The sequence below is a fragment of the Ornithinicoccus hortensis genome, assembly GCF_006716185.1.
Taxonomy (GTDB): Bacteria; Actinomycetota; Actinomycetes; order Actinomycetales; family Dermatophilaceae; genus Ornithinicoccus; species Ornithinicoccus hortensis.
Map to the genome: position 1 here is coordinate 102,316 of NZ_VFOP01000001.1, position 18,860 is coordinate 121,175.

At 71.9% G+C, this 18,860-nt stretch carries 15 protein-coding genes; 4 read left to right on the forward strand and 11 right to left on the reverse strand.

Annotation, left to right across the window (positions count from 1 at the left end):
- Positions 1 to 335: 335 nt before the first annotated feature.
- The 7 genes from FB467_RS00445 to FB467_RS00475 form a co-directional block, all read right to left on the reverse strand.
- Complete coding sequence (locus FB467_RS00445) at positions 336 to 1,553, reverse strand: phenylacetate--CoA ligase family protein (protein WP_141783336.1); 1,218 nt, start codon at positions 1,551 to 1,553, stop codon at positions 336 to 338.
- A gap of 95 nt (positions 1,554 to 1,648) precedes the next feature.
- On the reverse strand, positions 1,649 to 2,500 hold the full coding sequence (locus FB467_RS00450; RefSeq protein ID WP_425325816.1) for an ABC transporter ATP-binding protein: 852 nt from the start codon (positions 2,498 to 2,500) through the stop codon (positions 1,649 to 1,651).
- Entirely contained in the window at positions 2,497 to 3,711 is a 1,215-nt protein-coding gene (locus FB467_RS00455) for an ABC transporter substrate-binding protein (protein ID WP_141783337.1), read from the reverse strand. The genes FB467_RS00450 and FB467_RS00455 overlap by 4 nt, the downstream gene beginning before the upstream one ends.
- Before the next feature lie 101 nt (positions 3,712 to 3,812).
- The gene (locus FB467_RS00460; protein WP_141783338.1) at positions 3,813 to 4,883 is read right to left on the reverse strand and encodes a branched-chain amino acid ABC transporter permease; all 1,071 of its coding nucleotides are present in this window, start codon (positions 4,881 to 4,883) and stop codon (positions 3,813 to 3,815) included.
- 7 nt (positions 4,884 to 4,890) lie between these two features.
- Positions 4,891 to 5,763, reverse strand: a complete 873-nt coding sequence (locus FB467_RS00465; protein WP_141783339.1) for a branched-chain amino acid ABC transporter permease — start codon at positions 5,761 to 5,763, stop codon at positions 4,891 to 4,893.
- Positions 5,760 to 7,760, reverse strand: a complete 2,001-nt coding sequence (locus FB467_RS00470) for an AMP-binding protein (protein WP_228393372.1) — start codon at positions 7,758 to 7,760, stop codon at positions 5,760 to 5,762. Before FB467_RS00470 ends, FB467_RS00465 begins: the two co-directional genes overlap by 4 nt.
- Positions 7,753 to 8,718, reverse strand: a complete 966-nt coding sequence (locus FB467_RS00475) for an ABC transporter ATP-binding protein (protein ID WP_141783340.1) — start codon at positions 8,716 to 8,718, stop codon at positions 7,753 to 7,755. The genes FB467_RS00470 and FB467_RS00475 overlap by 8 nt, the downstream gene beginning before the upstream one ends.
- A gap of 170 nt (positions 8,719 to 8,888) precedes the next feature.
- Here FB467_RS00475 and FB467_RS00480 point away from each other — a divergent pair, with 170 nt between their 5' ends.
- The 3 genes from FB467_RS00480 (at position 8,889) to FB467_RS00490 (ending at position 12,700) form a co-directional block, all read left to right on the forward strand.
- Complete coding sequence (locus tag FB467_RS00480; RefSeq protein ID WP_170230494.1) at positions 8,889 to 9,662, forward strand: IclR family transcriptional regulator; 774 nt, start codon at positions 8,889 to 8,891, stop codon at positions 9,660 to 9,662.
- Positions 9,655 to 11,505 (forward strand): AMP-binding protein, encoded by a 1,851-nt coding sequence (locus tag FB467_RS00485; protein WP_141783342.1) that lies wholly within the window; start codon positions 9,655 to 9,657, stop codon positions 11,503 to 11,505. The genes FB467_RS00480 and FB467_RS00485 overlap by 8 nt, the downstream gene beginning before the upstream one ends.
- A gap of 217 nt (positions 11,506 to 11,722) precedes the next feature.
- A complete protein-coding gene (locus FB467_RS00490) occupies positions 11,723 to 12,700 on the forward strand; it encodes a type IV toxin-antitoxin system AbiEi family antitoxin domain-containing protein (protein ID WP_141783343.1) in 978 nt (325 codons plus the stop codon).
- A 116-nt stretch (positions 12,701 to 12,816) separates the two neighbouring features.
- On the opposite strand, the gene FB467_RS00495 is transcribed toward FB467_RS00490, so the two are convergent.
- The 3 genes from FB467_RS00495 to FB467_RS00505 all read right to left on the reverse strand — a co-directional run bounded on the left by FB467_RS00495 (position 12,817) and on the right by FB467_RS00505 (position 17,379).
- Complete coding sequence (locus FB467_RS00495; RefSeq protein ID WP_244932721.1) at positions 12,817 to 15,057, reverse strand: transketolase C-terminal domain-containing protein; 2,241 nt, start codon at positions 15,055 to 15,057, stop codon at positions 12,817 to 12,819.
- Positions 15,054 to 16,613 (reverse strand): L-piperidine-6-carboxylate dehydrogenase, encoded by a 1,560-nt coding sequence (gene amaB, locus FB467_RS00500; RefSeq protein ID WP_244932722.1) that lies wholly within the window; start codon positions 16,611 to 16,613, stop codon positions 15,054 to 15,056. Before amaB ends, FB467_RS00495 begins: the two co-directional genes overlap by 4 nt.
- A gap of 187 nt (positions 16,614 to 16,800) precedes the next feature.
- Complete coding sequence (locus FB467_RS00505; protein WP_141783345.1) at positions 16,801 to 17,379, reverse strand: NADPH-dependent F420 reductase; 579 nt, start codon at positions 17,377 to 17,379, stop codon at positions 16,801 to 16,803.
- 94 nt (positions 17,380 to 17,473) lie between these two features.
- Between FB467_RS00505 and FB467_RS00510 the strand changes: the two genes are divergently transcribed.
- A complete protein-coding gene (locus FB467_RS00510) occupies positions 17,474 to 17,947 on the forward strand; it encodes a MarR family winged helix-turn-helix transcriptional regulator (protein ID WP_141783346.1) in 474 nt (157 codons plus the stop codon).
- A 24-nt stretch (positions 17,948 to 17,971) separates the two neighbouring features.
- On the opposite strand, the gene FB467_RS00515 is transcribed toward FB467_RS00510, so the two are convergent.
- The gene (locus FB467_RS00515) at positions 17,972 to 18,793 is read right to left on the reverse strand and encodes an META domain-containing protein (protein WP_170230496.1); all 822 of its coding nucleotides are present in this window, start codon (positions 18,791 to 18,793) and stop codon (positions 17,972 to 17,974) included.
- Between the last annotated feature and the right edge of the window lie 67 nt (positions 18,794 to 18,860).

The following is an 18,860-nucleotide window of genomic DNA, read 5'->3' on the forward strand; positions in this document are numbered from 1 at the left end:
TTTCGACCTCACCAGACGTCTGGTCTGGCGGTCCGGCCACACCACCAAGCGCGTGACCTGGCGGCCGGGCTACCGCACCAAACGTGCGACGTGGCGATTACCCACGCGGTCGAGGCCAGCGTGAGCGCCTCGCGACGGATGACCACCAGAGGAGTCGACTAAACCCGTGCGGGACGCCGCCCGCTCGTGCGTCCGGTCGAGGGTGTAGACCGCCCGACCAGACGTCCGGTGGAGGTAAAAGGCCGACCGCTCGCGCGTCCGGTGCAGGCTAGGAACCGCCCGGCCAGACGTCCGGTGGGGTGGTAGCACCGCCCGCTCGCCCGTCCGGTCGGGAGTCAGGACCAGTCGCGGGTGTCGACGATGGGGCCGTCGCCGTCGGTGAGGTGGGTGACGGCGACGACCTCGGCCCGGAAGCGCAGGCCCTCGCGGACCCGGGGGGCGAGGTCGGCGACGAGCGCCTCGGCGTCGGTGTCCGCAGAAGGGACGACCTCGCAGCGCAGCGAGTCGACGTGGTCGGCCCGGCCGACGACGAACCGGTAGTCGGTCACGCCGGAGACCCCCGACATCACGGCGGCGACCTGGGCCGGGTGCAGGAACATCCCCTTGACCTTGACCGCGGCGCCGGTGCGGCCGAGCACGCCGCGCAGCCGCAGCGAGCCGTCGGGGCCGGTGGTCCAGCCGGACAGGTCGCCGGTGCCGAACCGGATGAGCGGGTAGTCGGGCCGCAGCACGGTGACCACCACCTCGCCCTCGGTGTCGTCGGTGATCGGCACGCCGGTCCCGATCTCGCAGATCTGCACCAGCACGCCGCGGGCCAGCACCATCCCGGCACCGTCGCCGTTCTCGTAGGCCAGCAGCCCGGTCTCCCCCGTGCCGTAGGCCATCCGCACCGTGCCCACCCGCTCGGTGAGCAGGGCGCGCAGCGAGTCCGGCAGCGGCTCCGCGGTCACCATCGCCCGGTCCAACCGCCACGCCGAGCGCGGGAGCCCGGCCTCGTCATACCGCTCGGCGAGGGCCTTGAGATAGCTCGGCAGGCCGGTGTATGCCGTGATGCCGAGGTCTGCGATGGCGCGCGCCTGGAGGTCCTGGTTGCCGATGCCACCGGGCACCACGCGGGCGCCCACCGCGAGCGCGCCCTCCTCCATCATCGCCCCGGCCGGTGACAGGTGGTAGCCGAAGCAGTTGAGCACGGTGTCGCCGGCCCCCACGCCCATGTCGCCGAGCACCTGACCCCAGCGCCAGCTGTCGGCGCCGGCCAGCTGCGGCTCGTAGAGCGGGCCGGGCGACTGAAAGACCCGGACCACGTCGGCGCCCTCGGCGAGCATCCCGCCGAACGGCGGCCGCTCCGCCTGCAGCCCGACCACCTCGTCCTTGGGCAGCACCGGCACCGCGGCCAGGTCGGCGACCGACCGGATGCCGGCCGGGTCCACCCCGGCGGCCTCCAACCGGGCGGCGAGTCCCGGGACGGCGGCGGCGCGGCCGACCAGGTCGGCGACGGCGCGGTCCAGTCCGTGGTCCTCCAGGTGCCCCCGGAGGGCAGCATCGATCGACATGGCTCGACTCCTCGGCTGAGCAGGTGCATGCGGGTGCTTCATCGGTATGCGGGGGGTGCCGGCGACGGGCCGGCCGCCGGCACCCCGTGGTCGCCCTACAGCCAGCGCTTGCGCCGCTTGTAGTGCTTGACGTCGCGGTAGCTCTTGCGGCCACCCTCCTCGCCGAGACCCAGGTAGAACTCCTTGACGTCGGGGTTCTCCCGCAGCTCGGCGGCGGGTCCCTCGAGCACGATCCGCCCCTGCTCCATGATGTAGCCGTGGTGGGCGACCTCGAGCGCCCGGCGGGCGTTCTGCTCGATGACGAGCACGGTGAGACCGCGCTCCTCGTTGAGCCTCTTGATGTAGCCGAAGATCTCCTGCACCAGCAGCGGCGCCAGGCCGAGCGACGGCTCGTCGAGCATGAGCAGCGTGGGGCGGGCCATCAGCGCCCGGCCGATGGCCAGCATCTGCTGCTCGCCGCCCGACAGGTAGCCGGCGACCCGGCTGCGCATGTCCGCCAGCTTGGGGAAGAACTCGTAGACCACCTCGAGGTCCTCCGCGCCGTTCCCGCGCGGCTGGGTGTAGGCCCCGGCCACCAGGTTCTCGGCGACGGTGAGGTGCTCGAAGACATGCCGGCCTTCCATGCACAGGCTCATCCCCTGCTTCACCCGCTCGGCGGGATCCATCGTGGTGATGTCCTGCCCCCGGAAGAGGACGCTGCCGTCGGTCACCTCGCCGTGCTCGCTGGGCAGCAGTCCCGACACGGCCTTCAGCGTGGTCGACTTGCCCGCGCCGTTGGATCCGAGGAGCGCCACGATCTTGCCCTCGGGCACCGCGAGGGAGAGCCCGCGCAACACCAGGATCACGTCGTCGTAGATGACCTCGACGTTGTTGAGGGAGAGCATGGTCCCCTCCGGGGCGGCGGCGGGCGCCGCCCCGGAGGAGGCCGTGTCGGGAACCGAGGTCATGGCGTGGCGCCGGCCTCGAGCTCGACCATCTCGCCGTCCTGGGCCTGGTAGATACCGGTCGAGGTGGAGCCGCGGTGGCTCTCGGCGCTGAACTCGATGTTGCCCTCACCGATGACGCCGCCGGTGTCGATGGCACCCATCGTCTCCAGCGACTCACGCAGGTTCGGGCCGGTCAGCTCGTTGCCCTCGGAGATGGTGTAGGCCATCCCCTCGGCCATCACGTGCATGACGTACCAGCCCTGCACCCACGAGGTGCCGATGGTCTCCGGGTCGGTGCCCTGCTCCTCGAGGTACTCGTTGATGACGCCGTGGCCCTCCTTCTCCGCGCTCATCGGCGCGAACGGCTGGACCAGGATGTGACCCTCGGCCGCCTCGGCGCCCGCGGTGTCGATGAACAGCTCGTTGCCGCACCAGTTCAGGCAGACGATCGTCATGTCCAGGTTCTGCGCGGCGATGTCCTTGGCGACCAGCGCGGCCGGCGAGGCGACGTTCTGGATCACGACGTACTTCGCGCCCTGGGACTGGGCCTGGGACAGCAGCCCGACGTAGTTCTGCGAGCCGGCCGGCATCGCGTAGCTCTGGTAGCCCAGGTCCAGACCGGACTCCTCGATCCAGGCCTCGCCGTCGGCGACCGGGGCCTCGCCGAACGGGCTGTCGTGGTGGAAGACCGCGACCTCGGCGCCGCCGCCGGAGTCCTCGGCGATCCAGTTCAGCGCGACCCGCATCTGGTCGGAGTAGGTCGGGGCGACCACGAAGTTGTAGGGCGCCTCCTCCGGGTCGGTCAGCGGCTCGGCGAACGAGCCGGACATGAACGGCAGCTCGTCGTTGGCGACGGCCTTGGAGAGCGCCTCGGTGTCACCGGTGCCCCAACCCTGGACGGCCACGACGTCCTCGTTGACGTACTGCTTGTAGAGCTGCTCGGCCTTGGGGACCTCGTAGGCGTAGTCGTTGGAGTCGGCGTCGATCTCCCGGCCCTCGACGCCACCGTTGGCGTTGCGCCACTTGATGTAGGCGAGCATGCCCTCGTTGTAGGGCGTGCCCACGTCACCGGTCGCGCCGGTGAGGTCGGCGATGAGGCCGACCGGGATCGGCTCGTCGGAGTCGGCGTCGTCGCCACCTCCGCCGCCGCCGCCGTCACTCCCGCAGGCGGACAGCACGAGGGCGGACGCGGCGGCCAGCGCCACCGCGGCTGAGCGGGTCTTTCCGAACATTTGGTGTCTCCTTGTGTGGTGGGCTGGGTTGTCGTGGTCTCGGTATGGCGTGGTGTCGGTGTGCGGTCCGGCCGCCGGTCACCGGTCCGCGGGTGGGTGGGCTAGTAGCGGAACGGCCAGAACCTGATGTAGTCCTTCATCCGGTGCCAGATCCGGTCCAGGCCGCGCGGTTCGAAGATCAGGAAGCAGATGATGATCAGGCCGAACAGGGCGTTCTGGATGGCCGGCAGCTGGTTGGCCAGGAACGGCAGCGAGGACTCGGCGGAGTTGGCCGCCTCCTGGATGAACTCCGGCAGCAGGGTCATGAAGATCGCGCCGTAGACGGCGCCGGCGATGCTGCCCAGGCCGCCGACGATGATCATCGCCAGGTAGAGGATCGAGACGTCGAGGGTGAACTTCTCCCAGGAGATGACCTCGCTGTAGTGGGCGGTGAGCGCCCCGGCCAGCCCGACGAAGGCGGAGGACACCGCGAAGGCGGTGAGCTTGGCACGGGTCAGGTTGACCCCGATCGCCTCGGCGGCGATGTCCTGGTCGCGCACCGCCATGAACGAGCGGCCCAGGCCGGTGCGGAACAGGTTGCGCCCGGTGATCACGGCGAGCACCGCCAGCACCATCAGGATCCAGTACCACTGGGTCTCGAAGACGTCGCGGCCGCCGATCTTGAAGCCGCCGATCTCCAGCCGGTCCACGTTGATGTAACCGGCGCCCTCGGTGAGCCAGCCGCCGTAGTCGCGGCGGATGAGGAACTCGATGATCATCTGGCTGGCCAGCGTGGCGATCGCCAGGTAGAGCCCCTTGAGCCGCAGCCCGGGCAGGCCGAAGAAGGTGCCGACGACGGCGGTGAGGACCACGGCGAACAGGATCGCCAGCGGCGTGGGCAGCCCGATCCGGTCGGACAGGATCGCCGAGGAGTAGGCCCCGACGGCCAGGAAGCCGCCCTGCCCCAGTGAGATCTGCCCGGTGTAGCCGACCAGGATGTTCAGCCCCACGGCGCCGATCACGGCGATGCAGATCGTGTTGACGACCGAGAGCCAGTAGTTGTCCAGGACGAACGGGACGACCAGGAGCAGCACCAGCATCAGGGCGAGCCGGAAGTACTCCGACTTGGTGGCCCGCAGGCGCAGCTCCGAGGTGTAGCTGCGGTGGTGGATTCCGGTAGCGGTGGCGGCCATCGTCAGCTCACACCCTCTCGATCCGGGTCTCGCCGAAGATGCCGTACGGACGCACGAGCAGGATCAGGACGAGCACGATGTAGGGGACGACCGTGGCCAGGCCCGGGTCCCAGTAGCCGGCGGTGAACTGTTGGACCAGGCCGATCACCAGGCCACCGACGATGGTGCCGGGCACCGAGTCGAGGCCACCCAGGATGACCACCGGGAAGACCAGCAGCCCGAAGGAGGCGATGTTCTGGTCCACGGCGGAGATGTCCCCGAGCAGGATGCCGGCGATCAGCGCGCTGACCGCGGCCAGCGCCCACGCCATCGCGAAGATCCGGCGCACCGAGATGCCCATCGTCATCGCCGCCTGCTGGTCGTCGGCCACGGCCCGCATCGCGATGCCGTGCCGGGACCGGCGGAAGAACAGGGTGAACGCGGTGAGCACGACCGCGGCCACCAGGATGGCGACCAGCCGGTTCAGCGGCACCGTGGCCCCGAGGACCTCCACCGAGCCGCGGGGCAGGATCGCCGGCTGGCTCTGCGGCCGGGTGCCGTAGAACATCTGCACCAGCGCCTTGAGCAGGGCCGACAACCCGATGGTGACCATGATGATGCTGATCGGGTTCTCCCCGATCATGGGCCGCAGGATGAGCCGCTCGACGAGCACACCGATGAGGGTGGCGACGACCACCCCGACGAGGACGGCGAGGATAAGCGGCAGCCCGAAGATCACGAACGCGGTGAAGAACATGTAGGCGCCGACCAGCAGGAACTCTCCCTGGGCGAAGTTGATCACCCCGGTCGCCTTGTAGATGAGCACGAAGCCCAGCGCGGCGAGCGCCAGGATCGAGCCGTCGGCCAGCCCGTAGGCGAGCTGGTTGATGAAGTTGCTCATCGGCGGCCGCTCCAGACGGGTCGACGTCCCCGGCCCTCCGGGATCGTGTAGGTGGTCAGGTCGAAGATCTGCAGGACCAGCTCGCGCTCGACGCTGCTGCCGTCCTGGTAGGTCACCCGGCTCCGGATGGCCACCTGGTCATCGCCTCGGTCGAGGGCGGCGATGATGTCGGCGTACCGGTCGGCGATGACGTTGCGCCGCACCTTCCGGGTGCGGGTGATCTCGTCGTCGTCGGGGTCCAGCTGCTTGTGCAGCAGCACGAAGCGGGCCACCCGGATACTCTCCGGCAGGTCCTCGTTGGCCCGGGTCGACTCCTCGGCGATGAGGTCGTAGACCTCGTCCTTGCCGGCCAGGTCGGTGTAGGTGGTGTAGCTGAGCCGCTCGTGCTCGGCCCACGACCCCACCGTCGCGGGGTCCAGGGTGATCAGCGCGGTCATCCCGCCGGCCGAGGCACCCGTCCCCGTGCCCGAGCCGGGCGCGAAGACCACGGCCTCCTCGACATACGGGGAGAACTTGAGCTTGTTCTCGATGAACGCGCTGGAGTAGCGGGTGCCGTCGGGGGCGGTGAGCACGTCCTTGGCCCGGTCGATGACCACCAGGTGCCCGTTGTCGTCCAGGTAGCCCGCGTCACCGGTGTGCAGCCAGCCCTCCGCGTCGACCGTCTCCGCCGTGGCCTCGGGCTGCTTGTAGTAGCCGCGGAAGACCGAGGCGGAGCGGAGCAGGATCTCGCCGTCGTCGGAGATCCGCAGGTCGGTGCCGGGGATCGGGGTGCCGACTGTGTTGAACGGGACGTCGTCGTCGCGGTGCACCACCGCGATGCCGCAGATCTCGGTCTGGCCGTAGATCTGCTTGAGGTTGACCCCGATCGCGTGGAAGAAGCGGAAGACGTCGGGGCCGAGCGGGGCACCACCGGTGTAGCAGCGGCGGATCCGGGCCAGCCCCAGCTGGTCGCGTACCGGGCGGGTGGCGACGGCGTCGGCCAGCGCGTGCTGCAGCTTCAGGCCGGCGCCGGGCTGCTTGCCGCTGACCCGGATGCGGGCCACCTTGTCCCCGACGTCGTAGCCCCAGCCGAAGACCTTGCGCTTGAGCCAGCCCGCCTCGTCGATCCGGACCTGGACCTCCGAGAGCATCGACTCCCAGATCCGCGGCGGGGAGAACATCACGTCCGGGCCGATCTCGCGCAGGTCGCTGCGCTGGGTCGCCGAGTCCTCCGGGAAGGACAGCGTCAGCCCCCGGGAGAGCCCGCAGGCCACGGCCAGCATCTGCTCGCCGATCCAGGCGAACGGCAGGAACGATACGTAGCGGTCCTTGGGGCCGATCGGGTCGATCTCGGTGAGGTGGTCGGCCATCGCCAGCAGGTTGTGGTGCGAGAGTTCGCCCAGCTTGGGCTTGGAGGTGGTCCCCGAGGTGGTGCAGATGACCGCGATGTCGTCCGGGGTGCCGGCGGCGACCTGCTCGTCGTACCACCCCTGGTGCGCCTCGCCCCAGACCCGGCCCTGGGCCTCGAGCTCGGTGAACTCCAGCAGCACCGGGTCGGTGTAGGCCTCCAGCCCGTGCGGGTCGTAGTAGACGACCTTCTCCACGGCCAGCGGTGCGCCGTCCTCCGGCGTCGGCTCGGAGATCAGCCGCAGCAGCTTGTCCACCTGCTCCTGGTCCTCGGCCACGACCACCCGGGCCTGCGACAGGGTCAGGATGTGCCGCAGCTCCTCCCCGATCGAGGTGGGGTAGATCCCGACGACCGCGGCGCCGATGCTCTGCGCGGCCAGCTCGGCGATCAGCCACTCCGGTCGGTTGTCGCCCAGCACCGCGACGATCTCGCCGCGCTCGACCCCGAGCGCGGCCAGCCCGTGGGCGGTGTCCCGGACCCGCTGGGCGTAGTCGGCCCAGGTGATCGGCGCCCAGATGCCGTACTGCTTCTCCTGCATCGCGACGTCGTCCGGCCGGGTGGCGGCCATCTCGAGCATGAGCCGCGGGAAGGTGGTCCGCTCCTCAGCCATTGCCGCCCTCCGTCCCCTCGGCAGCGGCCCGGTCGGCGGCATGCTCCTCCTCGATCTGGTCCTCCATCTTGACGACCGCCTCCCGCACCTCGGCGTCCTCCTCCTCGGCACCCAGGTAGGCCTCGATCACCCCGGGGTCGGCCTTCACCTCATCGGGGGTGCCGTCGGCGATGAGTGCCCCGAAGTCGAGCACGCTGACCCGGTCGGAGATGTCCATCACCACGTTCATGTCGTGCTCGATGAGCACCACGGAGACGCTGGCCAGCTCGTGCACGTCGAGGATGTAGCGGGCCATGTCCTCCTTCTCCTCGGCGTTCATGCCGGCCATCGGCTCGTCGAGGAGCAGCAGCGCCGGCTGCAGGCACAGCGCGCGCCCGAGCTCGACCCGCTTCTGGATGCCGTAGGCGAGCGAGCCCACCGGCTTGCCCCGGAAGGCCTGCAGCTGCAGCAGGTCGATGACCTCCTCGACCAGGTGCCGGTGGGCGATCTCCTGCCGGCGGGCCGGGCCGAGCCAGAGCATCGACTTCAGCACGCTGTGCTTCATGTGGATGTGCCGGCCGAGCATCAGGTTCTCCAGCACGGTGAGGCCGTGGAACAGCTCGATGTTCTGGAACGACCGGGCGACGCCGAGCCGGGCGATCTTGTATGGCGGCAGGCTGGTCAGCGTGTGCGTGCGGGTCTCGCCGGGGGTCCCGTCCGCCCCGAGCGCGGCGGAGTGCAGCCGGATCTGGCCCTCCTGCGGGTGGTAGAGCCCGCTGATGCAGTTGAGCAGCGAGGACTTCCCGGCGCCGTTCGGTCCGATGACCGCGTGGATGTGGCCCTCGGTGACGGTGAATGAGATGTCGCGCAGCGCCTTGACGCCGCCGAACCGCAGCGAGATCGCGTCGACCTCGAGCAGTGGCTGACCCGCGGGCAGGTGACTGCCGCGCAGCGAGTGCTGGTACGCCCTGGTGAGCACTGGCCACTCCTGGGGGGTTCGTCGATGAAGCCTGGCGGGACGTGACGCTACATTTCCACTATCTGAAAATCAAGCACTGTGTCCGGAAAGTTATCTCGAACATTGCAGGGGTCTATCGGCTGTTGGAAGTCATGGTGCACTATGGGGGCGGCGAGAGGAGGCCGTGGCCAATGACGACGAACGAGATCGCCGAGCCCGGCCCCAGCGGGGGACGCGGGGGCCTGGGGACGGTACGCAACGCGGTGCGGCTGTTGGAGCTGCTCGGCGAGGGTCCGGCATACCAACAGCTCACCGACCTGGCCGAGCGCTCCCACATGTCGATCCCGACGGTCCACCGGCTGCTGCGCTCGCTGGTGCTGGCCGACCTGGTGGTGCAGGACCCGCGCTCCTCGCGGTACGGGCTGGGGCCCGAGCTGACCCGGCTGTCCAACCACTACCTGTCCCGCCTGCCGCTGCTCGGCGCGCTCGGCCCCTACCTGTCCCAGCTGCGCGACCAGCTCGGCAGCACCGTGCACGTGGAGACCCTCGTGCACGGCGAGGTCGTCTACGTCGACCGGGTGGACGGCACGGACCGCGGCCCCTACCGGGACACCCACCGGGTGGGCCCCGCCCTCTCCTGCGCCGGCGGCCGGCTGCTCGCGGCCCGGGCCGGCGACAACGGCTGGCAGCGCGCCCTGGACCGGGCCGAGCCGGTGGACCGCGAGGCGGCGGAGGCGGACGGCGCGCGCGAGGAGTGGGCCGCCGCCGACCACCTGGCCCTCGAGCCGGACGACCCGACGCTGCCCGCCGAGGTCGCCGTGGCCCTGGTCGACGGGCAGGGCACCGCGGTCGCGGCCCTGGCGGCCAACGTCGACGACGTCCTCGACACCGAGCGGGTCGGCCGGGTCGCCGCGCACCTGGGCCGGGCCGCCCGCGCCGCTGGGAGGACCCTGGGCCATGCCTGAGTCGCTGCACACCGCTCCCCCGGCCGACTGGGCCGCCGTCGCCGACCTGATCAACTTCGACACGGCATACGACGACCTCTGGCGACCCGGCCCGCGCTCGGGCACCTGGTTCGCCGGCGGCGCGCTCAACCTCTCCGTCAACTGTCTGGACCGGCACCTGCCCGACCGCGGCGACCAGGTGGCGCTGCACTGGGAGGGTGAGCCCGGGGACCACCGCTCCATGACGTATGCCGAGGTGCACGACCAGGTGTGCGCGCTCGCCCGGGCGCTGCGCGGGATGGGCGTCGGGCCCGGCGACCGGGTGGGCCTGCACCTGGGGTGGCTGCCCGAGACCGTCGTGGCGATGCTGGCCTGCGCCCGGATCGGGGCGATCCACACCGTGCTGCCGGCGCCGCTGCCGGTCGAGCCGCTGGCCGACCGGCTGGAGCTGCTGGACCTGAAGGTGCTGTTCACCCAGGACGGGGCGTGGCGCCACGGCACCGTGCTGCCGCTGAAGGCCCGGGCCGACGAGGCGCTGCTGGCCGGCGGCTCGGTCGAGCACACCATTGTGGTGCGGCGGACCGGCATGGACGTGGCGTGGTTCGAGGGCGACCGGTGGTACCACGACCTGGTCGCCGCCGCCCGGCCCGGCTCGGGGGCCGCCACCACCTCGGGCGGGCGCAGCGGTGACCCGGCCGCGCCGGTGTCACTGCCGGCCGACCACCCGATCGCGACGATCCCGCTGGCCAACAAGGGCGGCCACCCCGTCTCGATCGTGCACGGCACCGCGACGATGCTGGCCGGGGCGCTGGCGGTGCACCGCCGGCTGCGAACCGGCGGCGTCTTCTGGTGCGCGGGCGACATCGCGTGGGCGGTGACCCAGATCCACGGGATCTACGGGCCGATGGCGTTCGGCGACACGGCGGTCATGTACGAGGGCACGCTCGACGTGCCCACCCACACCCGGGCGTGGGACATCATCGCCCGCTACCGGGTCGAGACGATGGTGACCAGCCCCTCGGTCGTGCGCACCGTGCGCGGTTGGGCGCGCGAGCTGCCGGAGGTCTCCGCGCTGCCCTCGCTGCGGCGGGTCGCCACCGCCGGCGAGCCGGTCGAGGAGGACCTGGCCGCCTGGCTGTCCGACGCCTTCGGGTCCGACGACCTGGAGGTCGCCGATGCCTGGGGGCAACTGGAGCTCGGCGGCATCGTGCGGGTGACCGGGCTCTCCGATGCGACGGACGGGGCCCTGCTGCCGGACTGCGGGCTGGACATCGTCGACCAGGACGGCGCGGCCGTCCCCGACGGCGAGATCGGTGAGGTCGTGCTCCGCCTGCCGTGGGCCGGGACGATGGTCGGCGTCGAGGGCTCGCAGGCGGCCGTCGCCGAGTCACACTGGACCCGCCACCCGGGCAGCTACGCCACCGGCGACCTGGCGGTCCGCCACCCCGACGGGCGGGTCAGCTTCCTCGGCCGCACCGACGACGTGGTCTCCATCTCCGGCCAGCTGGTCTCGCTGCGCGAGGTGCGGGAGGTCCTGGCCGAGCACCCCTACGTGCTCCAGGCCGAGGTCACCTGGCGCAAGGACCCCGAGCTCGGGCGCTCCCTGGTCGCGGCCGTCGCCCTGACCGAGGAGGCCGGTCCCGACCCCGACCTGGACGCCGTGGCCATCGAGCTGATGGAGGCGGTGCGCGAGGTGATGGGCGGCCTGGCCCGACCCCGTGCGGTGCTGGTGGTCGACCGCTTCGGCGACGAGCTCGGCCGCACCGAACGCGCCCAGGCCATCGGTGCGCTGGCCACCCCCGACCGCGCCGGCGCCCCCCGGCGGGTCACCTGGGCACAGATCCTGGCTGCCGCGGGTCAGTAGCGGGCACGCCGCCCGTCGACGCACCGAGTCCTGGAGCGCACATCCCGTCCGCGTGCCACTGGTACCCGCTGTGTCCGACTCGTCCCCGCCGTGACGGCGGGCACGGGTCAGCCACACCGGGCACGAGTTGAGGGTGGAGGCTGTGGAGAGGCCGAAGTTATCCACAGATTCGTCCGATCCGCCCCGAGGCCGGCGCGGACGCCCCAGGCTGTCAGCCATGGATGACGCCGCGCTGTTCGCCCAGCAACTGCTCGCCGGTGCCCATCACGACGTGCTCACCCTTGCGGACGCCCGTCGTGCCGGCGCCAGCAAGCACGACATCACCTCACTGGTCGCCCGGGGACACTTGGTGCGTCTCGTGGACGGCACCATGACGAGCCGAGCCCGGTGGGAGTCCTGCACCACCCCGGAGCAGCAGCACGCCCTTCGGGCCACGGCGCTCACCCTGGTGTTGAGCGAGCAGGTCGCCCTCAGCCACACGTCGGCTGCGGCCGTGCACGGCCTGCCCCTGCTGCGGCGCCCCGGCGCTCGCGTCCACGTCTGCCGACTCGGGCCGGGGCGAGGCCGCAGCCGGCAGGGCTACTCCCTGCACAGGGCCTATCCCGGCACCGAGCGGTGGCTCCAACCAGAGAGTGATCCGCTCGTCGTCACCCCGGCCGTCGCCGCCCTCGGGGTGGCGGCGCTCCAGGGATTCGTGGCCGGTGTGGTCACGCTCGACGCGGCACTGCACGCGGAGGTCGCGACCCCGGAGGAGTGCCACGCGCTCCTGGCCGCTATGGAGCGGAGACCAGGCATCCGCCTGATGAGCAGAGTGGTGGCGGCGGCGAACGGCGGCTCCGAGTCCCCGCTGGAGAGCCAGGCGCGCCTGGTGGTCGAGGCGCTGGGCTTCCGGGTGACCCTGCAGGTGGTGCTACGCACCGAGCATGGCGAGTTCGTGGCCCGCGTCGACATGCTCATCGAGGAGCTCGGCGTCGTCATCGAGGTCGACGGCCGGATCAAGTACCAGAACCCGGACGGCACCGCCTCGGTCGACACCTTCCTCTCCGAGAAACGCCGGGAGTCAGGCATCCGCGACCTCGGCTACGGGTTGGTCCGGCTCGACCACCCCGACCTGAGCCGGCCAGAGCGCATCAGGGCGCGGATCCTCGCGGCAGCACGGGGGGCCGACCCCTCGCGTCGGCGTCGGAGGGTCTGACCTCACTGGTAGCCGGTGTGGTCGATTGCTACCCGCCCCGACAGCGGTGCCGAGTAGGACGGACCGGCCACCAGTCGGGCCGCGTCCGGTCGTGGCGGACGCGAGACGCCACAGCCTCACCGAGCCAGCAGCGCCCGAGCCGCCACATCGACCTCGCCCTCGCTCACCAGCACCAGGTTGGCGGCGTCGCCGAGCGGGATGAAGCTGTCCTTCGCCGCGACCCGCGCCAGACGCCCGGAGTAGCCGGCATCGACCAGCGCCGCGAACACTCCCTCGGAGACCCCGCCGGTGGCCCGGGTCTCGTCGACGACCAGGACGCGGCCGGTGGCGGTGGCCGCCGCGACCAGGTCCTCGACCGGCAGCGGCGCGAGCCAGCGCAGGTCCAGCACGCGCACGCCGACTCCGTCAGCGGCCAGCCGCTTGGCCACGCGCAGGCCCATCGGCACCCCGTTGCCGAAGGTCACGATCGTCAGGTCCGACCCCTCGCCATGCACCCGGCCCCGCCCGATCGGCACATGCCCCTCCGCCCACCCGGCCGGACCCACCCAGGGGCAGGTCCAGGCACCGTCTCCCCCGGCATACAGGTCGGTGGAGTGGTAGAGCGCGATCGGCTCCAGGAACACGCTCACCGAGCCGTCCACCCGTGCGGCAGCCACGCAGCTGCGCAGCATCGCCGCGGCGTCGTCCGGGCGCGCGGGGGAGGCGATGACCAGTCCCGGCACGTCGCGTAGCACCCCGACGGCGTTGTCGTTGTGGAAGTGCCCGCCGAATCCCTTCTGGTAGCCGTAGCCCGCGACCCGCACGACCATCGGGTTGCGGTACTGCCCCGCGGAGAAGAACGGCAGCGTCGCCGCCTCGCCGCGCAGCTGGTCCTCGGCGTTGTGCAGGTAGGCGAGGTACTGGACCTCCGGGATCGGCAGCAGCCCGCTCACGCCCGCGCCGAGCGCCAGCCCGAGGATCGTCTGCTCGTCGAGCAGGGTGTCGAAGACGCGGGCCGTCCCGAACTTCTTCGCCAACCCCTTGGTCACCCCGTAGACGCCGCCCTTGGCGCCGACGTCCTCCCCGAACACCAGGGCGGTGCCGTATGCCGTCAGCACGTCCCGCAGGCAGCGGTTGATGGTCTGGGCGAGGGTGAGCGACGGGGTGTCCTGGTCTGCTGCGGCGCCCTGACCAGCAGCGACGCGCTCGGCCATCCGGGCGACCTCTGCGGCGACGGCGTCCGGGCGGCGGGGGGCCAGCGGCGCCATGACCGCCTCGGCGGTCGCGAGCTCCGGCCGGTCGGTCGCCTCCAGCAACGTGGCACGCACCCGCTCACCGGTCGCCTCGTAGCGCTCCAGGGCCTGCGCCGGCGACAGCACCCCGGCGCCGACCAGAAGTCGCGCCGTGCCCAGCAACGGGTCGCGCGCCAGGTCGGCCTGGAGCTGCGCCGGGCGGCGGTAGGCGGACTCCAGGTCGGTGCCGGCGTGGCCCATCAGCCGGACCGTGCGCAGGTGCAGGAAGGCGGGGCGACGCTGCTCGCGGACGAACGCCGCAGCGTCCCGCGCGACCGTCCAGGTCTGCGCCAGGTCCGAACCGTCCGCGGCGAAGTAGCGCAGGCCCGGGCGGTCGGCGAAGGCGTGCGCCACCCAGCCCTCGGGCGTCGGCACGCTGATCCCCAGGCCGTTGTCCTCGCAGACGATGAGCAGCGGCATCGGCAACCCGCGGTAGCCGACCTGCACCGCCGCGTTGATTGCCCCGGTCGCGGTGGAGTGGTTGACCGAGGCGTCGCCCTGGCTGCACACGGCGACCGCGTCGGCGGGCCAGGGGCAGTCGACTCCCAGCCGGGCGGCACGGCCGATCGCGAAGGCGACCCCCACGGTGCGCGGCAGGTGCGAGGCGATGGTCGAGGTCTGCGGGATAACGGCGAGCTCGTGCCGGCCGAAGACCTTGTGCCGCCCGCCGGAGATCGGCTCGTCGGTCGCCGCGACCAGGCCGAGCGCGACGTCGCGCACCCCGTCGATCGGTCCGCCGCCGACCTCCAGCCCGGCCGCGGCCGCCCGCCGGGCCCGCTCCAGGTAGAACGCCCCGGACCGGTAGTGCAGCAGCGCCGGGTCGTCCGCCCGCAGCGCCGCGGCCACGGCGGCGTTGCCCTCGTGCCCCGAGGAGCCGATCGTGTAGTAGCCCCGTCCGCGGGCCCGCAGCCACCGGGCGGCCAGGTCCAGGTGCCGGCTGGCCAGCTGGGAGTCGAACAGCCCCAGCGCGTCCTCCGCCGCGAGCCGGTCCGGGAGCTCCGCCGGGAGGTCGACCGGGCCGGTCGCCAGACCCGCGAGCCGCTCCCGGGCGTGGGCGTCGAGGACCTCGTGCGCGGCGGGGCTCACGCGAATTCGACGCCCTGCGCCAGGGGCAGCTCCCCGGAGTAGTTCACCGTGTTGGTGGCCCGCCGCATGTAGGCCTTCCACGCGTCGGACCCCGACTCGCGCCCGCCACCGGTCTCCTTCTCACCGCCGAACGCGCCGCCGATCTCGGCGCCGGAGGTCCCGATGTTGACGTTGCTGATGCCGCAGTCGGATCCGTCGGCGGCCAGGAACCGCTCGGCCTCGGCCTGGTCCGCGGTGAAGATGCTCGAGCTCAGCCCGTGCGGGACCGCGTTGTGCAGCGCGATCGCCTCGTCGAGCTCCTCGTAGGCCAGCACGTAGACGATCGGCGCGAAGGTCTCCTGCCGCACGATCGCGGTCTGCCCCGGCATCCGGACCACGGCCGGCTCCACGTAGTACGCGTCGGGGGCGAGGTCCTCCAGCACGCGCGTGCCACCGCATACGATCTGCCCGCCCTGCTCGGTCGCGGCGGTGAGGGCGGCCGTCATGGTCTCGTATGCCGGGGCGCCGATGAGCGGTCCCACGAGGACCCCGTCGGTGGTCGGGTCGCCGATCGCGAGCGTGCGGTAGGCCGCGGCGACCCGCTCCACCAGCTCGTCGACCACGGAGCTGTGCGCGATGACGCGGCGCATCGTGGTGCAGCGCTGGCCGGCGGTCCCGGCCGCGGCGAAGACGATGCCGCGCACCGCCAGGTCCAGGTCCGCCGAGGGCGCCACGATGGCGGCGTTGTTGCCGCCGAGCTCGAGCAGGTAGCGGCCGAACCGGCCGGCCACCCGGGGCGCCACCTCGCGGCCCATCCGGGTGGAGCCGGTGGCGGACAGCAGCGCCACGTCCGGGTGGTCGACGAGGGCCTCGCCGACGTCGCGACCACCGAGCAGCAGCTGGCTGACGTGCTGCGGTGCCCCGGTGTCGGCGATCGCCCGGTCCAGCAGCGCGGCGGCGCCCAGGGAGGACAGCGGCGTGGCCTCGGACGGCTTCCAGATGACTGGGTCCCCGCAGACCAGGGCGACCGCGGTGTTCCACGACCAGACCGCGACCGGGAAGTTGAAGGCCGAGATCACCCCGACGACGCCGAGCGGGTGCCAGGTCTCCATCAACCGGTGCCCGGGGCGCTCCGAGGGCATCGTGCGGCCGTAGAGCTGGCGGGACATCCCGACCGCGAGGTCGCAGATGTCGATCATCTCCTGCACCTCGCCGCGGGCCTCCGAGGTGGTCTTGCCCGCCTCCAGGCTGACCAGGACCGCCAGGTCGTCCTTGTGCTCGGCGAGCAGCTCACCCAGCCGCTTCACCAGGGCGCCGCGCACGGGAGCCGGCGTGGTCCGCCAGGTCGCGAAGGCCTCCACGGCCCGCCCCACGGCGTCGTCGACCTCGGCGGCGGTCGCCCAGGTCACCCGGGCGAGCTCGCCGCCGGTGATCGGGGTCCGGGCCGGCTGGTCACCGGCGAGCGCGGCCTCGTCGGCCCCGCAGGCCAGCAGCGCCGCCCGGGCCCGGGCGGCCAGGTCCGTGTCGTCCGGCAGTCCGGGGCGCGTGGCGGTGGGCTGGGTCTCGTCCGTGGTCACGGCGGGCTCCTCGTCGTCGGCGGCTGCACCACCTCCCATGATGCCCGTGCGACCTACCGGGCGATCGGGCGGGCGCGCGCTGCAGGTGCACCCGCTACGAAACACACCTCGGACGACAGCGCCCCCGGCCGGAGGTCCGGTCGGGGGCGCCAGGCTGCCGCGGTGCGGCAAGGATGGGGGCGTGCGTTCAGTTGACCACGCCGAAGCCCCCGGTCCAGGAGATCTTCTCCTGGGCAGCCAGGGTCAGCTGGAGGAATCCGATGCTCTCCAGCTCACGGGCCCGGCTGAGCGCACCGGAGTCGAGGGCGCTGACGCCACCGGCGGAGACGACCCCGATCAGGGCGGCCTTGGCATCCGCGTCGTCCCCGGCGACCAGGACCGTGGTCGGCACGGCGCCGCCGACCTGACCGCTGGCCAGGGTGCCGGCGAAGTTGGTGTTGAACGCCTTGAGCACGCGCGAGTTCGGCAGCTGGGCCGCGATCTCGGCGGCGGCGGAGCCGTCGGCGGGGACGACCAGGGAGTCGAAGGTCTCGAAGTTCAGCGGGTTGGTGATGTCGACGACCACGCGACCGGCCAGCTGCTCGCCGCGCTCGGCGATGATCTGCGCGACCGAGGGGTAGGGCACGGCCAGCACGACGATCTCGCCGGTGACCGGCTTGTCCGCGTCGCCGCTGCCCAGCAGCTCGGCGGTGTTGCCGCCCTTGGTGACGATCCCGGCGATGGCCTGGCCCATGTTGCCGGTGCCGATGATGGTGACGGTGCTCATCTGATTCTCCTCGTTGATGTCTTTGGTTGTACCTTCAATCAAAACGATAGCAGACACATCGTTGTAGATACAAGTTTTTGATACCATGACGTCCATGGAGACGCGCTGGCTGGACGAGGACGAACGGGAGACCTGGGTGCGGTTCGTGGCGGTGGTGGAACTGCTCCCGGGCGTGCTGGACGCGCAGCTCCGCCGGGACTCCGGCCTGACCCACTACGAGTACTTCACCCTCGCGATGCTCTCGGAGGCGCCCGACGGCATACTCCGGATGACCTCGCTCGCCGCCCGCACCAATGCCACCCTGCCCCGGCTCTCCCACGTGGTCCGCAAACTCGAGGACCGCGGCCTGGTGCACCGGTCCCCGTGCCCGGAGGACAGGCGCGCCACGAACGCGCAACTCACCGAGGCCGGCTGGGAGGTCGTCAAGGCCGCCGCTCCGGGCCACGTGAGCGCCGTCCGGGAGCACGTCATCGACCCGCTCACCCGGGAGCAACTCACCCAGCTGCGCGCCGTCAGCGAGGCCATCCTGGAGCGGATCGACCCTGACGGGCCGTTCGCGGCGCCCTAACCACCGCCCTCGTCACGGCGCGGGTCACTCCTCGCCGCGCAGCTGGAGGCCCTGGTCGCCGGCCGTCAGGGTGAGCACGTCACCCTCGACCACGACCGTGAGGTCGCCGGCGTCGAGCACCGTGAGCACCGCGTTCTCCAAGTCCATCTTGGCGCCCTCGCAGGCCATCATCGTGCTCCGGATCGGTCCCAGGGAGAGGGTGTCCCCGGAGAGCTCGTAGTCGCCCCCACCCGTGTTGCAGCCCGGCGACACCGCAATGTTGCCCTCGCCGTCCAGGGTCAGCGTGGCCGTCGCCCCGGACGGCGCGCTACTGACCGCGTCCCCGGAGATGATCGACTCGACGGTCCAGGTCGTCCCCTCCACCGGCAGCGGTGGGTGGGCCACAGCGCGGTCCATCAATGTCATCTCGGTGTCCCCCGACGTCAACACGACCTGGTCGCCGTCGACCGTGACCTCGGGCTGCGACTGCAGGAAGTCGGTGAGCCACTCGTCCTGCTCCTGCAGCTCCTGCTCGCACCCCATCTCGGTCGTCGCGCCGGCGGTGTAGGCCAGGGTCTGCCCCTCCACCTGGAAGGTGCCGGTCATCGTGTTGCACCCGGCGCGCGCGGTCACCTCGCCGTCGCCGAAGTCCAGGCTCACCTCGGTGCCGTCGACCAGCTCGTATGCCGCACCCCCCTCGGTGATCCCGGTCGCGACCAACGACCGGCCGGCGAGGTCCACCGCGCCGGCGTCCCCCGTCGCCCCCTCGTCGTCCGAGGTCCCCCCTCCGCCCGGGTCGCCCCCGGCAGTGCCACAGCCCGCGAGGAGCAGGATCGACAGGACACCGAGGGCAGCCGTGCGCTTCATGACGGTATGACGGCCGCGGGTGCGCGGTTGCTCCCGTCTGCCGGGGAGGAGTGTGAGGACGCTCATA